Genomic DNA, 17753 nt, shown 5'->3' on the forward strand with positions numbered 1-17753 from the left:
CTGAGGGATGAGGGTCAGCCGCGGGACAGCGGCTGAAATGAGGTGATGCGAAATGTGCAGATCAGCGTTCCAAGGGCGCGCGAGGCGTGATCCTCGACCATGAGGCTGATCCCTTCGGGTTTGCAGATCGTGCTGGCACTCAGAAAGGCCGCGAACAAAGCCTGTTCGATCGCTTCCGCATCGATGTCGAGGTCATCCTCGACCTCGTCGCCACCAAGACGTTTGACGACGACCTGCAGGAGCGTTCCGCGTTCAGTCGCGCCGCGCGCGGAGAGCGTGATCCGCTCATCGGGGGTCACAACACCGAGGACAGGAAGTGTCTCCTCATCCACGTTGCCACGCCACGCTGGCAAGACCTTGACGGAAGAGAAGCGTGGTACCTCGGCAAGGGCTGCGCGCGCCGTCGTCCGGAAGGCTGTCCGCCACGCCCCCATCAGATATCCTCCGTCAGCTCGCAGAGGACCACTGCATCCGCGGCAGGGGACCCGGACGGCCAGACGTTCTTCACCCGGTAGCGCTTGCCGTTCCCGGGCTCTATCCGGTCACCGCGCGCGATCTCCGGCACGAGGTGACGTTCGACGCGCCAGCTGGGCGAGGTGATGAGCACCGCGACACCTTCGCTGTTCTGAGCCTCGACCGGGGCTTCGCGAAAGATCGACTGCACGGTGCGATCGACGCCGCTGGCCGGGAGATAGAGAATATCGGGGCGTCCCAGGACGCCCGCGATCAGACCCGCCATGCCGTCGAAGATGCTGGTCATCAGATCAGCGGATCACGCCGTCGAGCAGCACGTCGCCAGCCGCCGACGGGTTAGCCGCAGGGGCAGCGGCAGCGCCCACGAGCGTATTGCCAGAGGCCGTCGTCGTGGCGACCTTGTTGGTATCGTCCCAGTAAATCTTCGCGCCGGCAGTCCACGCCTGCGCCGAGGTCTTCGGAAGGACGAATACGCCGCGCCGGACATACACGCATGCCTCGCCCGCGGTTGCATCGAACTGTGCGACACCGAAGATCGCGCCCACGAGCTGCGCCTGACCCGAAAGCACATCTGCCGGTGCCGGAAGGGTGATGTTTTCACCCGGCATCTTGTAGTTTTTCATAGTAAACTCCGAGGTTTGAGGGGGCCGAGGTTTGAAAGGGCGCCCGAAGGCGCCCGTCCGTCAGGTCATCTCAGCGCCGGGATCAGGCGCCGGAGTTCTTGTAAGCGCCGCGGAACTCGATCGCGGCGGCACCGAAGATGTGGCGGGCGTTCATCTTGATCGCATCGGGATTCATGCCTTCGATCGTCTCCACCGTCGGCGCCTCATAGCCATCAAGATAGGCGTGCTGCACCGGCGGCAGGTCAGGATCGATCAAGTACCAGGCGGTATCGGACCCGCCGGCGATCTGGCCGAGGTTGGGCACGGTCTCTACTTTGAAACGCGACCGGTAGGGGTTGGTGTCAGCTGCCTTGGCGGGAACGATGTCCGCGGTGAACTGCAGAGCCGCGAGTTCCAGCGCCGGCGGCACGATCAGAAGCTCAGCCTCGGGGGCAATAAAGTCATCCGGGTCTTTCGAACCGAAGACACGAGCCTCCGCCATGGCTTTACGGGCAGCGGCGATGGTGGTGACCGAAATGGCTCCTCCCGAAGCGGCAAGGTTGCCGTGGTCGGCGTGGAACAGGGTTTTTCCGTCCGACTTCAGCACGGCATTGCCCCGGATCAGCGACCAGACGATGCTGTTTTCCATCGTGCGCGCCGCCTGGGCGAACTCGCGCGGGATGCGGGCAAAGGCTCCCATGTCGTCGTTGACGACCGCCTCGAAGGTCAGCGTGATGGTGCGGCCACGACGATGAACCTTCAGGCCTTCAGCCTCATCAACGAGGGTAGCAGATTCGTACTCACCGTTCTCCTTGACCTCCTTGAGCTGGAAGTCACCCCCGAAGCGGACAGCGTAGATCTCACGGAAGTCGGCTGCGGTGATTGCCTGCCCTGTGACCAGCTGCCACTGCGGGGCGCGCCGGGTATACTCCGCCATCAGCGAGCGCTTCATCACCTCCGTAGTGATGTAGGCAAAATCGCTCACGCCAATCGCACCTCCCATCATCGTGGTCGCACGCATGCCGCGGCGGACGGCCTCATTCTCATCGAAGCCCCAGACCCGGCCCTTCGGCGCTCCGAGCTCCATGGCCAGACGCCGAACCCTGAGCCCGCGGTAGCTCGCCGCTGGACCATCGGATTTACCCATCAGGGCACCGATCATACCTTCGAGCTTCGTATCGGTCTCATCGCGGCTGATGCGCGTCGACGGACCACGACCATCGATCTTCACCTTCTCACCCCCTTTTCCTTTGATGGCGGCGTAAACCTGCTGCATGCTCATGCCGCGCCCGATGTAATCGGCCGCCTTGGCGGAACTGACACCGTGGCGCGCGCACATATTGATGATCGCGACCGCACGGGCGCCTGAGGCCTCGACTTCGTCTTCTTCGGACGCGTCGACTTCATCCTCCTCTTCGGAGGTCACCTCGTCTTCGGTCTCCGCGGTAATGTCGTCTTCCGCCTCAGCCGTGACATCCTCTTCCTCTTCGGAGGTGATATCGTCCTCATCGGCGGCAGTCGCCGCCGTCACCTTGCTCTTCGGCATGGGTTTCCCTTTCTTGCCGGGTGGATTGGCGGCACCGACCATCATGGCCAGAACCGTTGCACGGGGTCGCTGGCGCGAGAGTGCGCCTGCGGCAGTCAGCAAGCGGTTCGGCGCGTGCTGATAAATGCGGTAATCGAAGGCGGCGGGGGCGAGTTCTTCGCCCTCCTCCTCCACTGCGGTCGCAAAACCTGCCTCCATGGCTCCGGGACCGTCGTAATAGGTCTCCGCCTTCATGACAGCGCGCGCGTCATCGACCGACATGCCGGAGCGGGCCGCGTAGATGCCGGCATATGCGTTGGCGATCACGTCGAGCGTCTCCGCCGCCTTCCGATGTGCTTCCGATGTACCTCGTTCGCCGAGGTAATCCTGTGCCGGGTCATGGATCATCATCATCGCACCGGGGGACATGGTGATCGTGTCCCCTGCCATGGCGATCAGGCTTGCCGCCGATGCTGCGACACCTTCAACGACGATCGCGACGGTGCCGGGGTGACCGCGAAGCGCGGTATAGATCGCCTGCCCCTCGCTTGCGATTCCGCCGCCGGAGTTCAGGCGCACCGTCAGGGGGCCCGTCAGCCCCGCCAGTGCCTCGCGCACGCTCTTCGCGGTGAAGCAATCCTCATCCCACCAGGACGATCCGACCGTCCCGTAGAGCAGCAGTTCGTTCATGATGTCCTCTTCAGGCTGCGAGAGTTTCGACAACGGCATGAAAAGCCGCGGGATGCGCCTGCCGGATCGCATGCAGAAGGCTCGTGACGCGCCCGCTCGCGTCGTCCTCCATCTTCGATTGACGCGAAACGTCGGCACGGGGATCACTGTCGAAGGGAAGACCAAGCCGATCTGCCTCCTCCTTATCCTGCGCCTGCTCCTCCAGCAGCCGTTCGGGGTCGATGCCCAGCATGCGAACCACCTGCTGGCGGGATGCAAAACCCGACCGGACAGCCTCTCGCAGTGCGGCGAACTCTCGGGCCGGATCGACGATGATCTTGCGCGGCGGCACCCAGCTCAGCCCGATATGCTGCCAGATGTCATCCGGCAGACCTGCGGCAGCGAATTCTTCCGCATCCACCGCCTGCCACGCATCGACGAAAACCCTTGAGAGAGGCTGCATCATCTGCGGCATCAGCATCAGCCATTGCCAGGCACTGACATTGGCATCCATCTCCAGCCGGCCCATGCGGGCCGACGAGAAGTTGACCTGCGCGAGATCACCGGTCAGCGCCTCGTAGGTGATCCCCATGCCGGCTGCGACCGACCGCAGCACCGAACGGGTGAACTCGTCATATCCTTCCACGCCCGGCGGAACGGCGAACTTCACGTCCTCTCCGTCGCCCAGATCATAGATCATGCCTGGCATGATATCGGTCGGGACTTCGCTGGTCCCACCCTCACCCAACACACGGAATGCAGCGAAACAGGCCGCGATCTTCTGCCGCATCAATTGCGCATCCTCGTGATCGGCAAGGTCCTGCAGGCGCATCATCACCGGCGCAAACCATGTCACACCGCGTTGCTGGCCGGGCCGGTCGACCCGGAACAAGTGAAGGATTTCGTCGGCCGGTACGCGTTGGGAGACCGTGGCTCCCCGGTTGCCAGGCCAGTCCGACCCCGGATGCGCCGGAAACAACCAGTAAGCGATGCGCCGCCCGGCGGCATCATATTCGATGCCATTGCGAATATCGCCTCCGCCGGACCCCCAGCCCACCTTCGACTGATCGAGATAATCCGGTTCCAGAACTTCGAGCTGCAGCGGCAGCGCACCCGGGACGAGTGCGTCGTTATGGATACGGATCAGGCACTCCCCGGCGTCGATCACCGTGTTCATCGCCAGCCGCTGGAGGCCGTAGAGGTTGAGCAGCCCTGCCCGATCGACGCGCGTCGTGTCGAAATGCTCTTCGATCCGCTTCAGCCCCCGCGCACTGACCAGTTTCAGCGCCGTCTTCCGCAGCTTGGGATAACTGACCGACACTTTCGGGATGATGCCGTCGCCCACAGTATTGCCGGTAATGACCGCCTGTGCCCGGGTGGCGAAAGGCGTGTTCCGGACCATGTCGCGGGCGAAGAAGGACATCCGCTGGCGATTCCGGGCAGCGCCGTCGGCGTCGGTCCCGCTGGGACGCAGGGTGGAGGAGCGCCGGCCGACGGTTGCCCCGTCGAAATGCGCGGTAACGGCCCGCGAACGCGCGCGCTGTGCAGCCCATCCCGGCGCAACCGCCAGGATGGCCCGTTCGACCATGTTCATGATGTCACCCCTTGCGGAACGCCGGGTAATGGGTGCGCGGAGATGGGACGAGCCCGAGGCCCTGTTCCATCTCGCGCTTGATCTGGCGCATCTCCGCCAGGCTCCGGTACGTCACCTTCTCGCCGTTCTGCTCTAGTGAGGTCACGCCCTTAGCGATTGCGCTGCAAAGGGTCTGGTACTGTTCAACGGTGTAGCTCACAGCCATTTGTCCCTTCGCTTGATCCACCCTCCGCGCGCCGCAACGCGGCCAGAGGGCTGGACAGATGCTTGATCTGCCGTCTCGGGCACCGGGTCTGTTTTCGTTCCGACTCGCACAACGAACTCATTCTCCTCCGACAGGATCGCCCATGGTTTCGCCGGCGCGGACCAGTCGATCTTTTCGGCACCGAGGTGGATATGAAGAGCACGCGCCTGCACGAGGTGGTCGAGGCTCTCGTTCCGTACCATCCCGGGCCGTTTCTCCCAGCCCGACGTGCCGCGGCGTTCCGCCGTGAATTCCGTCAGTTCCGATACTTCCATCCAGCCGGGTACGACGCAGAGGTTCTGGCCGTCATCTGTCAGGCGCAACGATGCAGCCACCGCATCCTTCAGCTTGTCGGTAGCCATATTGAGAATCTTGATGTCGCTCGCCACCCGCCGCTTGCCGCTCGCGCGTTCTGGCGCCCGCAGCCAGACCCGGTCCGTGTGGTGGAGACCACCGTTTCCCCGCGTCAGGAACCAGCGCTTTCCCTCCCCCGCCTTCCGACGCGCCCTGTAGAAGCGATAAGCATGGTCCGTGGTCGCACCGCCACCATGCATGTCGACAGCGATGGCGACGGCCCGCAGACCCCAGTCCGCGCCATCGACCGGCCAGACCTGTGTCGACAGCGCCTCCAGAACGATCCAGTCTTCCGCGATCTCGAAGGGCCGCAAGGCCCGACCGGACGATCCGGGCGCACCAGCAGGGGGCTGGATCAGGTCGAAGCGGTCGATCGGCTGATGTCGCCCGCCTTCCCCCCACGCCGTCACTCCCACCGGAAAGCGGCCGCCCTGAACGTCAACCGAGATGGTCAGGTACTTCGCCCATGATGGTGCCACACCTTTCGGCGTGTCGATCCCCTGCGCCTTGTCCTTCAGTCCCTGCAGCGTGATCTCCATCTCGGAGCTCGCAGTGCGGGGGCGATAGGGCTGCGCCTGCCCCGTGCTTACCGTGGCGCGGAGCTTTTCTTCGTCGCCGGTTGCGTCGAAATGATCCTCTGCCTGCCGGTAGGCGGTGACCAGCTCCGCCCAGCTGGCAAACGCCGCACTCGCCCCGTCGAGCCAGTAGCTGAGCAGATCGGTGCGGCGAAGATTACCGTCATCGACACGGACGAGGTCTATCCGGCCACCTTCGTCCGGAGTGCTCTCGTGATACCAGCACCCCGCGCCATTCAGTTCGCGCTTCAGGTCATGCCCGAACGTCTCGTGGCAATGCGGGCATCGCATCCGGGCCGCCTCCCCGGCCTCTACTGGGTCCGCGGAATCGGGGTAAACCAGACGTGCGAACGTCATTTCGAACATCGCCCCGCAATCTGGACATGGTACGTACCACCGTCCACGGGTCCCGCCTGGATATAGCGACAGTACCCCATACCTGACGGGCGGGCAGTCATGCGGCGATTGGGGTCGCCAGCTTTCATCCTCGATCGGCGCGCCCGGGCTGCTCTCAATGACAACCATTCCGCGCGAAAGATAGGTCCGGGTACGGGCCCGCATTTGCGTGTAGGGATCACCGTCTCCGATTGTACCATTTCCCCAAGCCGGACGGTCGAAATCCGTCGCGAGCAGCGTGCGGACCGTGGTCGAGGCGAGTTTCTCCGGCGTCGGCCAATCGAGGGTCAGATGGGTGCCGCCGACAAAAAGCTTCTGGAAGATCGTGTCCGATCCCCGTCCCTTGGCCAGCCGGCCGCGCAGCGCCGGGCTGTTGTAAATCACCGGCGCAATCTTTTCCCGCTCCATGAGCGCGGCAGCATCCCGCGTCATCTGAAAGATTGCCACCCGGCCCGGGTCCGACATGACGGCATGGGCTGCGACCGTCTGCAACATCAGCGTTTTTCCCGACTGCGAAGGCCCGGCAAAGACGAGACCCCTGAACCGGCGCGACGCCGACATATCGGTCGGTTCGACCATGTAGGGCGCGACATCCGCGCGGAAGGGCTGCCACTGACCAGAGACGTTCACCCGCATGTAGCGTTCTGCCGATTCGGTGACGCTGATGCGCGCGGCTGGTCGCAGCGATGGCAGTGCGATCTTCAGCGCCGACCGCGGATCGGTATACGCAGGAAGCGGCTCAACCCCACGCGGAGCCGAGACCGGCGCGCCGCTCAGATCAGCCATCGTTCCTGAACGTCGACATCCGGCACATCCCGTTCCTTGAGTTCCGCCTCTTCCACGGCCTCGGTCATGGCGCGCAACACGTCGTCTCCGACGCGAACCACTGCCGACACCTGATCCGGTTTCAGGCTCAGCTCCCGTTCGAGGCGATCCGGCATCGCCTCGACGCCATCGCGCACGATCTGAAACAGGCTTTCGAGCAGATTGACCACATCCCCAAGCGGGACCAGCTGGCGGCGCATGTGCGCGGCCTTTGACCACGCGATATCAGCCATAGCTGCTTCGCGGCGTTGCTGTGGCGTCATCTCCGCGCGTGGATCGGTAACTTCGAGGCCAAGGAAAGATGCTTGAAGCGCCGTGATCTGCGCCTTGTTATGCCGGTCTCTGGTATCCTCCTGCGCTTCCATCGCCTTGCGCCACGCCCAGCAGTGGGACAGCCGGATGATGTAACGGCGACCGTTGCCGCCGTGCTGCACCACCGGCATCCCGCCTTGTTTTATCCATGTCGCGACCGTGTTTACCGACATGTTGAACGCCTGGGCGATTTCCTCCTGACTGCAATCGGCATCCTCGACGCCATGCGGCAAAGGAAACCGGGACAACAGGTCCCGCATCGCATCGTCGACCTCGACCGGCATCAGCTCCGGAGTTTCAGGTTGACTTACCTCGGGAACCACAACAACAACCTCTTGTTAAGGTGCGGAAAACTAAAAAAACGCGCACGAACCGGGGTGCGAATTACCCGCGTGCAGAATCCAGCCCGGAAGGACCCAGACCCCTCTTTTCGACCATCCGGGCGAGGGTCCGGCGCAGGTGCAGGGGCAGACGCGTCCGATACGCCTCCTCCGCCCCGTCCATGAACCCGAGGCGGCGGCGATACGTCGGCACCTTCGAAGTGAACACCGCGACGATCCCGATCGCGCCCGTGCTGTCCTTCCGATAGATGCCCGGCGTGAGGCCGGTGCGCGGAATGAAGTAGGTCGCCCGTGTCTTGTGACGCTTCTTCGATGCGATGGTGGTGTTTGCTGTCACGTCCCGCTGAGCACGGATCGCTGACAGCGCCCGGTTGCGCTCCCCGCTCGACCAGTTGCCGAAGGCATCGAGCTTGGCCTCGTCAGCAGGCAGCACCCCCCGGATATCCATGTGCGTCGGCGTCGCGAGGGAAATAAGCTTCTCCGTCCCGGTCATTCCGCGTTGACCGCCCCGCTCCTGCACCTTGAGGTAATGGCGCTGCGACACAGAGGGACGCTCACCCACCACCGCCTCAAGCTCATTGGGCCGGGCTTTCTTCACCACTGCGAATGCGTTCTGAGTAAAGCGGGTCGGACGGTCGAAGCGCTCGCGTACGTTGGCCTGCACCTTGCCCAGCACATCCGCCGCGGTATCGTTGATGGCCCATGTCGCCGCGATAGCGACATCTTTGGTTGCCAACTGACGAAGCGCCTTCTGAAAGCCGCCGTCGTCGAGCGTCAGTTCGATCATGATGTCCCCGCTGCTTTCAGTCTTTCCGAGGGGTCCGAAAGCGCGGCATGATCCGTCCTGCGATCACATCCCAGCCTCTAGACGCAGCATTCCACGGGTTGTCCGTTACATCTCTCAATTGCACCCACTGCCCGGCGATGCCGCACTTACATCTCAGCTGCGCGGCGAACCTGATGATGCGGGTATGCACCTTCGGCCTTGCGCCACAGCCCGGGCATGGAGCGACCATTATGTTAGGCGAGTAGCCCATACGATACTCCAGAAAAGCAAAAGGCCCCAAGGACATCCCTCAGGGCACATTACAGGCTGTCAGAGAGTTTACTTCCGGCACTTCTCTCTTAAGGCCTCAGCGAGCTTTGCGGCCTCAGCCTTTTCTGCAGCTGATGACAACGCCATGCACCGATGGACTTGAGCGTCACAGGCGTTGTCGAAATCGCTGCCCCATGCAAGATGCGCAGGATTGACACACGACAGATGCCCATTTCCACACAAATGCCGAGATAGCGGCCGTTCTATGGAAGGTTCACCATGAGCTAGAGTGCACATTACCCGCGAGCATGGCGTAGGCTTTCCACGGAATTTCACTTTACGCGGCGAAACTCCATTCGCAAACGGCATGAACAGACAGTCTTCACCCTGAAACCCTACGTTCTGTTTCAGGAATGCCAAAGCGGACGGCGGTGCAGCATGAAAGCGACCTGACTGGACCGGTTCTTCATCTCTCGCCTTTCTGTCGATAGCTACTGAAGAGGCTGCTGGCCCCAGCGCGATCTTTCCACGCTTGTGAGCAACCATCGCCTTGTATTTCTTAGCTCTGAACCGGCGCGCCGGGTCATTGACCCGCAACCATTCCTTAGCTTCCATCGATAGTGAGGACATTATAACCCCGTGTCACGAGTTTAGAAACCCCGCGTCACCGACCACCAGTTGGGGCGCAAGGCCCCCTTTGGGGGCGGGCTTGCCAACATAAGTCTATAACAGAAACATACTCACAGCCTATCGAGACTGTCAACAGGACCGTTTAATGTTGACGAGATCGGCGACAGATACGTCTGCGGACGTTTTCCGGCCGAAGATCGTCACGATAACCTTCGCTCCATCATCAGCCCTAAGCTCAACCACCTCGCACTGCGTCCCGGCAAACGGACCACTCCGAAACATCGCCTGCTCACCCACCCGGATCGAGCGAGCCCGCTTCTGTGCAGCACGGAGCGCACGGCGCTCCTCATCGCTGTCAGCATCGACCTTGCGCATCGCATGGAGGGCGCGCAGGTCGGATGGCTCCAGAATGCCCCATGACCCATCGGCGCAGCAGATGGCGCCGGTGATCCCACAGCGACCGACCAGCCGGTGCGGCACGGCCTGACCCGGGAATCGCGCGAACACATAGCCCGGCAGATAGCGGCGCGCATAGTCCCGCGCCTTGCCCATGCGATGGACCCGACGCATCAGCACCGGGTGGAAGGCATAGACCCCCCGTCTCCGCAGCCACGCCTCCGCCTGATCCTCCCGCTGGGGCGACACCCGCAGCGCATACCACCGCGCCGGACCCGCCACGAAGACGGGGGCAAGCCCCCCACCAGCCGCCACGACATCCCCGACACTCAGACCTTTTGCGCTGAAATCCATATCTTGTGCCTCCGTTTGCCGCTTTATCAGCATCTTGTTTTCGTTTGTTCTTCTTAGGGACGTCAGGGACGACAGATGATTTTTCAGGGACGACAGGATGTGGGATGAGAGGGAAGATAAACACGTGAAATCAATGACCTGCTGATAATCAGGGACGACAGGGACGTCAGGGACGACGTTTCCACGCTACGCATGAACAGCGATCCCCCGCACCCTTCGTAGTCTCCATCACCACACGCGCGTGCGCGCATCGTCGTCCCTGACGTCCCTGTCGTCCCTGACCCAGCTTCATCCCGCTGATTTCGCAGGCTTTCCCCCGGACCCCGGCTCAAGGGACGTCGCCCCTCCGCTGTGCCCCGGACGTCCCTGACGTCCCTGATTTCGAGCGAAAGCGGGGTGCGGGGCGTCATATCAAGTCCCCGGACCTGCGGAACTCGGCGCGGGCTAGAACTGTCTGATACTCCTCGAAGCGGCTCTTGAAGGGCTCCAGAAGGGCGATCCCGTCGTAATAGGCATCCGACGTCTTGCGCCGGGTGAAGGTCTGACCGGTTGCGGGACTGCGCCATTTGCCTTGCTTGGCGCTCAGCCCATTGAAGATGGTGCGGGGCTTCCACACGCCGCGCCCTCCCTCATCGAGCCAGTAGGCGAACGCCTCCTGCAGCATCTTGGCGCGCATGGAGTGCTCGGGCTTGCCGGAGACGCCACAGACCTGCGTCAGGAAGGTCGCCAGCGGATCGCTGTCCTCCCGGTACTCCGCCGTGGCGCTCAGCACCTGGTCGGGTATCTGCAGCCCATGTGATAGGTAATCCCGCAGCCCCTGCACGAGCCAGTTCATGATACCGTCCCGCTCTGCATAGAGCTTGTCGCCCAGGTCTGGATCACGCTCATCGGGTGGTATCTGCACCTCGAAGGGGACGAGCATCACCCGGCGCCAGATGCCGTCATCACCGCCCCTGATCTCCGGACGGTGGTTGCCGGAGATCGTGAGCTTGAAGAACGGATAGACGGTGATGAAGTTCTCGTTGAGCGACCGCACCATGATGGGCTCGCCGCCGGTGAGCTCCTTGATCAGGCCTTCCTGCAGCTGCTGTCCCTGATCGGGTTCGGAGGTCCGGACAAATCGCGCACCGATCAGCGGCACGAGGTCCGGGGTGGCATCGCCGCCGCCGCGACGACTGCGGCCGGTGATTGACTCGATCTTGGCCGAGGCAGCATAGTCGCCCATGATCCGGGCCATCAGATCGACGAGCACGGATTTACCGTTGGCACCTGCGCCGTAGAAGAACGCAAAGACCTGCTCCAGCGTGAGGCCGGTCATCGAATATCCGAACCAGCGCTGGATAAACCCCTGCATCTCGCGCGAGGGCTGGATCCGGTTGAGAAAGGCCACGAAGGTCGGGCATTTGGCAGCGGGATCGAGGCCAACCGGCATGATCTTGGTCAGCAGCTGATCGCGGCTGTGATCGAGCCGCTCGACGATGACTTTGGGCGGCGGCGCATACATGCCGCCATCATCCTCGGTGTTGGGCTCCGTCCGGAACCGCAGAACACCGCCCAGCGTGTTGATCACCAGCGGATCGGCATCGAGGTCTTCCAGCGGACGCGCGATGATCGCGCCTGCCTCGGTAATCATGTTATTGATCGTATTGCTGTTTCCGGCGTTCTTGGCATGGGTGAGCCTACGACCGATCGACTTGTCGCGCCGGTCCTTGATCTCCTTGCCAGCCGCAATCACCCGGTTCGCGGCGATCATCTGATCCAGCTGGTCGGGCGTCCTGTCCTTGGCCGGGATCACCCCGATCTCATCCAGAATCACCGCCATCTGCTCAGCTTCCGCGAGGATATCCGCCTCGGCATCCGGCAGCACCATGTATTCGACTTCGGCCTCGATCAGCTCCGTCATCCGGTGTGCGAGACGACGCACGGCAACGTCATCGGGATCGGCGACATACCGGGTGTCATCCCACACGAACCAGCCGACCCGTTTGACATTGGCCAGATTGGAGCCAAAATGCGCGATCAGCCGTTGACCATTGCCGTGGTCATTGAGCGGCAGGTCAACGCAGCGGGCTGCCGGAGGCTCATCCGGCTCACCCTCATCACGGGGTGCGGGGTCTTCGGGCGACGGGCTATTGCCGCCGTCTTCCGGCGCCACATCCATGCCCTCAGGCAGATCCACGTCCTCAGGATTGGACATGATGGAGCGGACGCTTTCGACACGATCGGTCATTTTTCTGACCTCAATCGGTTTTCTTTTCCATACACATCCATATTGCGCGGGGCATTTTTGGTGTGTATATAAAACCTATGAAACTCGATTGGGACGATGCGAAGCGAGACTGGACCCTGCGGGAGCGCGGGCTGGACTTCGCCAGTGTGGCCGAGGCTGACTGGGACAGCGCCCTGACCGCCGAGGACCTGCGCGAGGACTATGCCGAACGCCGGTTCGTCAGCCTCGTCCCGATCCGGAACCGGCTTTGCGTGGTGGCGTGGTGTATCCGCGGCGATGCCCTGCGGGTGATCAGCCTGCGCAAGGCCAATACAAGGGAAAGGAAGCGATATGAGCAGGAATGATCCGATGATCGGCAAGGATGGCGAAGTCCGCGAACTGGGCGATGCGTTCTTCTCCACCGCCCGGCGGGGCCGACCGCCCATGCCGGCCGAAGAAAGAAAGGTGCGCATGAACCTGATGATTGACGCGGACGTAGCCGCCCGGCTTGCCGAACTTGGCAACAAGAGCGCGTTCGTGAACGAGGCCATCCGCAAAGCGCTGGCGGGATAAAGTTCAGAGGTCATCTTCCTGCCCCATCAGTACATCGTTGAGGTCCACGCCTGTCCCGGCATGGACGATCTGCCCTTGCAGACCGGGGCGGAGGACCATCGCGCGGCGCAGGCCTGACAGCAGCTGCGCCCGCGTCAGCCGCGGCTCCGAATCCCCGTCCTGTATGAAAATCAGCCGCTCCGTTCCGGGCGGCGGCACGAAGGCGGCGCGGTCCGTCAGGTCCGGGATACCGGCGTACCGCATCCCCTCCCCCAGCTTCCGGCTGCCCGCCATATTGCCGAGCGACACTCCCGCCCAATACCCGGCGCCCGGCGGCACATCCGCAACGAGGGCCGAGGCCGTCGTCTCAATCCCCTCGCCCATCACCATCACCCGGGCCGGGAGCGTCAGGCGGATCGCCCCGCCCTTCACCGAGCCGAGGGATTTCTTGACCTTGACCGGCTCGCCGGTCTCGGGATGCAGGATCACCGGCTTGCCCTTCGGGCGGGACAGGTCCAGCCAGGTGCGATGCACCCCCTGAAACCGCCCATTCGGCGCTTGGATCGCAGCGAGCATGGCGGGTCCGCGATGGACCTCTACCCATGTGCCGCCGATCTGGATCGTATAGGCCAGATCGGGGTGATACCTCAGCGACGCCGGCAGGCGCGGAAACCGCTCACGCGGCACACCCCGCAGGGCGAGATAATCCCGCACCGGCGTATCCTCAGCCGGCACCCCGGCCGACCAGATATCACGCGCACCGGCAATGGCGCGCTGCCGCTCCGCCTCTGCCCGCCGCTCATTGCGCGCCCGGTTGGCCTCCGCCCGGGCGATGCGCTCCCGGCGCTCCGCCTCCGATATCCCGTCCCGCTCCCCGCACAGCCACGTCAGGGCAGCTGGAAAATCGAGGCTGAGGACAAACATCGCCAGATCGATATTGCCGCCCGTGCCGCCGCAGTGGCGGCAGTTGAACACCCGCTTGGCGGTGTTGATCGAAAACCGGTCCCGCCCGCCGCATTGCGGACAGGAGCCGGTCAGTTCACGCGCACCGGCGCGTTTGAGCCCCTGAATGGCAAGCCGGTCGGCAATCTCGGCGATGTCCATCGCCAACGCCTCGGCGCGGCGCGGATCGTCGGAAACGCTGACCATACCGGGTCACGCGGCGACGCCGCGCGCCTCCCTGACCATGTGGCGCAGCACCTGCATGAGGTCCGCCTGCCCGTTGATCGTCAGGAGACCCCGATCATCACGGATCACGGAGGTCAGGTCTTTGAATCGCGACACCATCAGCGCGGAATCGAGATCGAGGTCGAGCGCCAGCACGGCGGCTTTCGTGCCCCGCGCAAAGCCTTCGACGATCTCCAGATCGGTTTCCGGGTCAAACCCCTTGCGACCGCCCAGCTTGCGCAGGGACAGCAGGATGCCGCGCTGCGCGATGGTCAACTCCTCCTCAGATGGCGCGGGCGCTTCCGGTTTCGGCGCGGGGGTTGCGGGCGGCGCAGATGCAACCGGCGCGGGCTTCTCTGCCGCAGCCACGGCCATGCGCTCCAGCGCCGCGTTTCGTCTCGCGCGCTCAGCACGATGATTTTCAATGGCCGCCTGCAGCCGCTCTTCCAGCTTCGACCGCAGACGCAAATCGCTGGCGGACGGCGTCCGCCCGATCGCCGCCGCGCCCACTTCCAGTGCGGCCTTTCGGGTATCCCCAGCGGCCAGACGCTCCGCCACCAGATCGATGAGCAACGCTTCGTCGTCTTCGGTCCAGACCTGCGCCAGCTGATTGGATGCACAGGAGGGTTCCCCGGCCGGAGCGGCAGCCGGAGCCACCTCCCCGACCGGAGCTTCGGCGCGTGGGATCGCCTCGGGGCTTTCACCCGTTTCCGGCGGTGACGCTGCCGGTGCGGCGGGGGGACCATCCGCGAGAATAGGACGCTGCAGATCCTCCAAGCCGCGCACCACCAGATCGTCGACCACCAGCTCACCCACATCCCCGGCGCAGGTGCACCCGCCCTCCCGGCACTCCGGCATCATCCATGCCGTTGCCAGCACCGCCACCCCACCGGGCTGCAGGCTGATCCGCACACCGCCCTCGACCGAGGCAGGCAGTGCCGCCAGCGTTTCCGCCGCCCGCCCGATCAGGGACAACGACTTGTTCAGTTCCTTCAGGTCATCCGCACTCATATCGTCCAGATTCATGATCTGCCCTCGGGTTGCGCCGGCATCGGCACGCGCGGTGCCCACCAGCAGGGTTCCGTCAGCTCGACCCCGAACGGGGCCCACGTCATGTCGCGCCGCCAGACCAGCGACGCCGCTTCGAGAAAATCCAGATCGGCGCGGAGCAGCGTGCAATCCCGCCCCAGTTCCTCCGCCAGTTCAGAGAGCGTGCGCACCCCACCCACCGACCGCAGATGCTCCAGCAGCTGGGCGCGGAGCGTGGCGCGATGGCCAACCCGCGCCGCCGCCTTGCCGATCGAGGTGAAGGTGTGGGTCATCGGGCGCCGGAAGCCCTGACAGGCCGGAATACCGGCGCAAACGGAAGGATTTTTCCCACCATCACGACCGGAGTGGCTATTCCGCCGGTCAGGAGGAAGGCCAGATCGGCCGACCCCGCGCTCTCACGCTCGCACAGTGCGCGGTGGCACTCGTCATCCGCTGGCACACGATCCGTCATTCGACCTGCTCCTCTGCATTTTCCACAGCCTTGGGCTTGACGAAGTGGAAAAACTTTTCCGCCTTTTTTTTGAACCGCAGCGCCTTACGCTCCGCGCGATGCTGGCGGACGCGGTAGAGGCGGTGCAGGATCCAGAATAACGTGTTCATGCGCGATCCTCCGGGTCGAGCAGGCCGAAGACCCCTTCCGCGCCAGCGATGGCGAGCACCCGCATGACATGGCGGAAATGCGGCGTGTTATCCCCGTTCAGCCAGTTGCGGACGGTCTTCGGCTGGACATTGCGGCGACGCGTGGACAGCACGGCGGCGGCGGTTTCGGACAGTTCGTGGTCCGAGGCAGCCCCCGGAAATGCCTTGCGAAGAAGGCGCGCGAACCTCTGCAACTCCGCCTCTTCATCCTGAGCCGCGACCGTCGCCACGCCCGTCGATTTTCGGCAAGACTTTTCCACGCAATACGCTCCATGCTGGTCCCGTTCAGGGTGACCACGTAGAGAGTGAGGGGCGGCGGATGAGGGCAATGTCATTCCGCCGCCTCGTTTCTAAGAGTGAAGACAGAACCTTTCGGCTCGACTGGCTGCACCGCGCAGCACAAGATCGCCGCGGTATCACCGGCACGAGGCGACTTCTGCATGACTTGGCTTGCACTACAGCACACTTGGGATGTCCTCACACAAAACGGGAATGCATGGATCACCGGCGCAAACATCCTGTTCATGGGGATCAGCGCGGGTGCCGCCGCCGTTTCGGCCCAAGCCGCCCGCAGGGCCCTCATGCGCCCCACGCCTGTGTTCGAAGTGAGAACTTTCTCCGACGACCCTTGGCCCGGCTGGCACAAGATTCGCATCGACGCGACGAGCAGTGGCCCGGCCACGCTCACCATCGAGAGCATCTCCATCCCATGGTTCCAGCCGGGACGGGTGGAAATGAGCCAGCGGCTTATGGAGGAGACCGAGACCCACTACCAAGAGTACATCACCGGAGAGATGCGGAGCAGAACTACAAAGCATCTTCCGAAGACCGACGCGGGCGTCACAGCGCGTCGACGCATCTCTGGCCTCGACCTGCATGTGCCCCCCGCGCGCAAGACACGCTTCGAAATCCTCGCCAAGGGCCGGCTGCCACGCCGGCTGACTATCCGCTACCGCTGGCTCGACCGCCGTCACCTCAGCAAGAGCCAGAGCGTACGTATCTGGTAGATCACCGCCGCCACCTGAATGAGCAGCGCGATCAGATTGATCAGCATAAGGATTTCGTCTCCGGTCACGATCTGTCTCCAATGTTGAGTGAGGGGCGGCGGATGAGGGCAAAGTCATTCCGCCGCCTCGGTTTTTTCTTCGGGAGGATTGGCCGCCATGTAGGCGCGAACTTTCTCCGCGACCTTCATCGTGCAGGACGCGGTTCCCGCCTCCCACTTCGACCAAGTGGTACCGCCGAGATTGGCTGCATTCTGCAGCACGGTGGAAGGGAGGATGCCCCGCGCCGCAGCGTACAACCTGATTTCGCTCATGAGGTGTTCCATGAGGCGGAGACTAGGTTTAAAAACCTATATCGTCAACGGTTTTTAATCCGATTGCCCCAACTTCTTGGGGATAGGATATTTTTCCTATGCGCGACTTCGTAGACATCCTTTCAGACCGCATCGCAGCAGACCCGTCTCTTAGCGAGGCAGGGCTCGCGAAAGCTGCCGGATTGGACAACAGCACAATCCGGCAGATGATCAAGTTTCATCGGAATCCGAGGATCGATACGGCGATCAAGATATGCCGCGCTCTCGGAGAGACAGTGGAGACGTTTATGTCTGAGCAGCACGATCCCGTCGTATCCGAGGTTCTGTTTCTGCTTGATCAACTAGAACCCGCAGAGCGGGAGATGCTGCTAGCTGCCGCAAGAGGTATGCACGACGCTCACCAGCGGGCTGAGCAACAATCTCTCGCAGCTGCGTCAAAATCTCATTCCAATCAGTAACCTGTCTCACCACTTAACCCTTTGAATTTACCA

General features: G+C 63.2%; 22 protein-coding genes. 4 read left to right on the forward strand and 18 right to left on the reverse strand.

Translation table 11 applies throughout. The annotated features are described in order from the left end of the window. Positions 1 to 14: 14 nt before the first annotated feature. The 11 genes from CN97_RS06655 to CN97_RS06710 form a co-directional block, all read right to left on the reverse strand. Positions 15 to 434, reverse strand: coding sequence for a hypothetical protein (locus CN97_RS06655; protein ID WP_035708913.1), 420 nt, complete (start codon positions 432 to 434; stop codon positions 15 to 17). Continuing rightward, a complete protein-coding gene (locus CN97_RS06660) occupies positions 434 to 760 on the reverse strand; it encodes a head-tail joining protein (RefSeq protein ID WP_035708916.1) in 327 nt (108 codons plus the stop codon). Before CN97_RS06660 ends, CN97_RS06655 begins: the two co-directional genes overlap by 1 nt. A 4-nt stretch (positions 761 to 764) precedes the next feature. Further along, the gene (locus CN97_RS06665) at positions 765 to 1097 is read right to left on the reverse strand and encodes a DUF2190 family protein (protein ID WP_035708918.1); all 333 of its coding nucleotides are present in this window, start codon (positions 1095 to 1097) and stop codon (positions 765 to 767) included. An 82-nt stretch (positions 1098 to 1179) separates the two neighbouring features. After that, on the reverse strand, positions 1180 to 3291 hold the full coding sequence (locus CN97_RS19795) for a head maturation protease, ClpP-related (protein ID WP_165496689.1): 2112 nt from the start codon (positions 3289 to 3291) through the stop codon (positions 1180 to 1182). A gap of 10 nt (positions 3292 to 3301) precedes the next feature. Next, a complete protein-coding gene (locus CN97_RS06680) occupies positions 3302 to 4864 on the reverse strand; it encodes a phage portal protein (RefSeq protein WP_084684020.1) in 1563 nt (520 codons plus the stop codon). A gap of 4 nt (positions 4865 to 4868) precedes the next feature. Continuing rightward, positions 4869 to 5063, reverse strand: coding sequence for a phage head-tail joining protein (locus CN97_RS06685; protein ID WP_131389608.1), 195 nt, complete (start codon positions 5061 to 5063; stop codon positions 4869 to 4871). Beyond that, positions 5060 to 7219, reverse strand: a complete 2160-nt coding sequence (locus CN97_RS06690) for a terminase gpA endonuclease subunit (RefSeq protein WP_051911021.1) — start codon at positions 7217 to 7219, stop codon at positions 5060 to 5062. The genes CN97_RS06685 and CN97_RS06690 overlap by 4 nt, the downstream gene beginning before the upstream one ends. Further along, positions 7207 to 7854 (reverse strand): terminase small subunit, encoded by a 648-nt coding sequence (locus CN97_RS06695; protein WP_051911022.1) that lies wholly within the window; start codon positions 7852 to 7854, stop codon positions 7207 to 7209. The genes CN97_RS06690 and CN97_RS06695 overlap by 13 nt, the downstream gene beginning before the upstream one ends. Before the next feature lie 100 nt (positions 7855 to 7954). Continuing rightward, complete coding sequence (locus tag CN97_RS06700; RefSeq protein ID WP_242685184.1) at positions 7955 to 8698, reverse strand: hypothetical protein; 744 nt, start codon at positions 8696 to 8698, stop codon at positions 7955 to 7957. A gap of 1008 nt (positions 8699 to 9706) precedes the next feature. Further along, positions 9707 to 10327, reverse strand: coding sequence for a transcription termination/antitermination protein NusG (nusG, locus tag CN97_RS06705; RefSeq protein WP_165496690.1), 621 nt, complete (start codon positions 10325 to 10327; stop codon positions 9707 to 9709). Between the two features lie 406 nt (positions 10328 to 10733). After that, positions 10734 to 12557 carry a DNA primase family protein gene (locus CN97_RS06710; RefSeq protein WP_051911023.1) on the reverse strand — a complete coding sequence of 608 codons (1824 nt, stop codon included), beginning with the start codon at positions 12555 to 12557 and terminating at the stop codon, positions 10734 to 10736. A 77-nt stretch (positions 12558 to 12634) separates the two neighbouring features. Between CN97_RS06710 and CN97_RS06715 the strand changes: the two genes are divergently transcribed. Then, positions 12635 to 12901 carry a BrnT family toxin gene (locus CN97_RS06715; protein ID WP_035708934.1) on the forward strand — a complete coding sequence of 89 codons (267 nt, stop codon included), beginning with the start codon at positions 12635 to 12637 and terminating at the stop codon, positions 12899 to 12901. A gap of 4 nt (positions 12902 to 12905) precedes the next feature. Continuing rightward, complete coding sequence (locus tag CN97_RS06720; RefSeq protein WP_242685185.1) at positions 12906 to 13109, forward strand: hypothetical protein; 204 nt, start codon at positions 12906 to 12908, stop codon at positions 13107 to 13109. A 3-nt stretch (positions 13110 to 13112) separates the two neighbouring features. Here CN97_RS06720 and CN97_RS06725 read toward each other — a convergent pair whose 3' ends face one another. Genes CN97_RS06725 through CN97_RS06745 form a run of 6 tightly spaced genes read right to left on the reverse strand, consistent with a single transcriptional unit; the run spans position 13113 to position 16204 of the window. After that, a complete protein-coding gene (locus tag CN97_RS06725; protein WP_035708940.1) occupies positions 13113 to 14237 on the reverse strand; it encodes a DUF7146 domain-containing protein in 1125 nt (374 codons plus the stop codon). Between the two features lie 6 nt (positions 14238 to 14243). Continuing rightward, a complete protein-coding gene (locus CN97_RS06730) occupies positions 14244 to 15281 on the reverse strand; it encodes a hypothetical protein (RefSeq protein WP_131389556.1) in 1038 nt (345 codons plus the stop codon). Continuing rightward, positions 15278 to 15577 (reverse strand): hypothetical protein, encoded by a 300-nt coding sequence (locus tag CN97_RS06735; RefSeq protein ID WP_035708945.1) that lies wholly within the window; start codon positions 15575 to 15577, stop codon positions 15278 to 15280. Before CN97_RS06735 ends, CN97_RS06730 begins: the two co-directional genes overlap by 4 nt. Further along, the gene (locus CN97_RS06740) at positions 15574 to 15756 is read right to left on the reverse strand and encodes a hypothetical protein (protein ID WP_035708947.1); all 183 of its coding nucleotides are present in this window, start codon (positions 15754 to 15756) and stop codon (positions 15574 to 15576) included. The genes CN97_RS06735 and CN97_RS06740 overlap by 4 nt, the downstream gene beginning before the upstream one ends. Further along, complete coding sequence (locus CN97_RS20580; RefSeq protein WP_156969578.1) at positions 15753 to 15905, reverse strand: hypothetical protein; 153 nt, start codon at positions 15903 to 15905, stop codon at positions 15753 to 15755. The genes CN97_RS06740 and CN97_RS20580 overlap by 4 nt, the downstream gene beginning before the upstream one ends. Then, complete coding sequence (locus tag CN97_RS06745) at positions 15902 to 16204, reverse strand: hypothetical protein (protein ID WP_248700069.1); 303 nt, start codon at positions 16202 to 16204, stop codon at positions 15902 to 15904. Before CN97_RS06745 ends, CN97_RS20580 begins: the two co-directional genes overlap by 4 nt. 180 nt (positions 16205 to 16384) lie before the next feature. On the opposite strand from CN97_RS06745, the gene CN97_RS06750 reads away from it, so the two are divergent. After that, positions 16385 to 16951, forward strand: coding sequence for a hypothetical protein (locus CN97_RS06750; RefSeq protein WP_035708952.1), 567 nt, complete (start codon positions 16385 to 16387; stop codon positions 16949 to 16951). A gap of 113 nt (positions 16952 to 17064) precedes the next feature. On the opposite strand, the gene CN97_RS06755 is transcribed toward CN97_RS06750, so the two are convergent. Further along, positions 17065 to 17262: an XRE family transcriptional regulator gene (locus CN97_RS06755; RefSeq protein WP_242685187.1), complete on the reverse strand. Its 198-nt coding sequence runs from the start codon at positions 17260 to 17262 to the stop codon at positions 17065 to 17067. Between the two features lie 98 nt (positions 17263 to 17360). Between CN97_RS06755 and CN97_RS06760 the strand changes: the two genes are divergently transcribed. Beyond that, the gene (locus CN97_RS06760; RefSeq protein ID WP_051911024.1) at positions 17361 to 17720 is read left to right on the forward strand and encodes a helix-turn-helix transcriptional regulator; all 360 of its coding nucleotides are present in this window, start codon (positions 17361 to 17363) and stop codon (positions 17718 to 17720) included. The last annotated feature ends 33 nt before the right edge of the window (positions 17721 to 17753 follow it).

Source organism: Haematobacter massiliensis (genome assembly GCF_000740795.1).
Taxonomy (GTDB): domain Bacteria; phylum Pseudomonadota; class Alphaproteobacteria; order Rhodobacterales; family Rhodobacteraceae; genus Haematobacter; species Haematobacter massiliensis.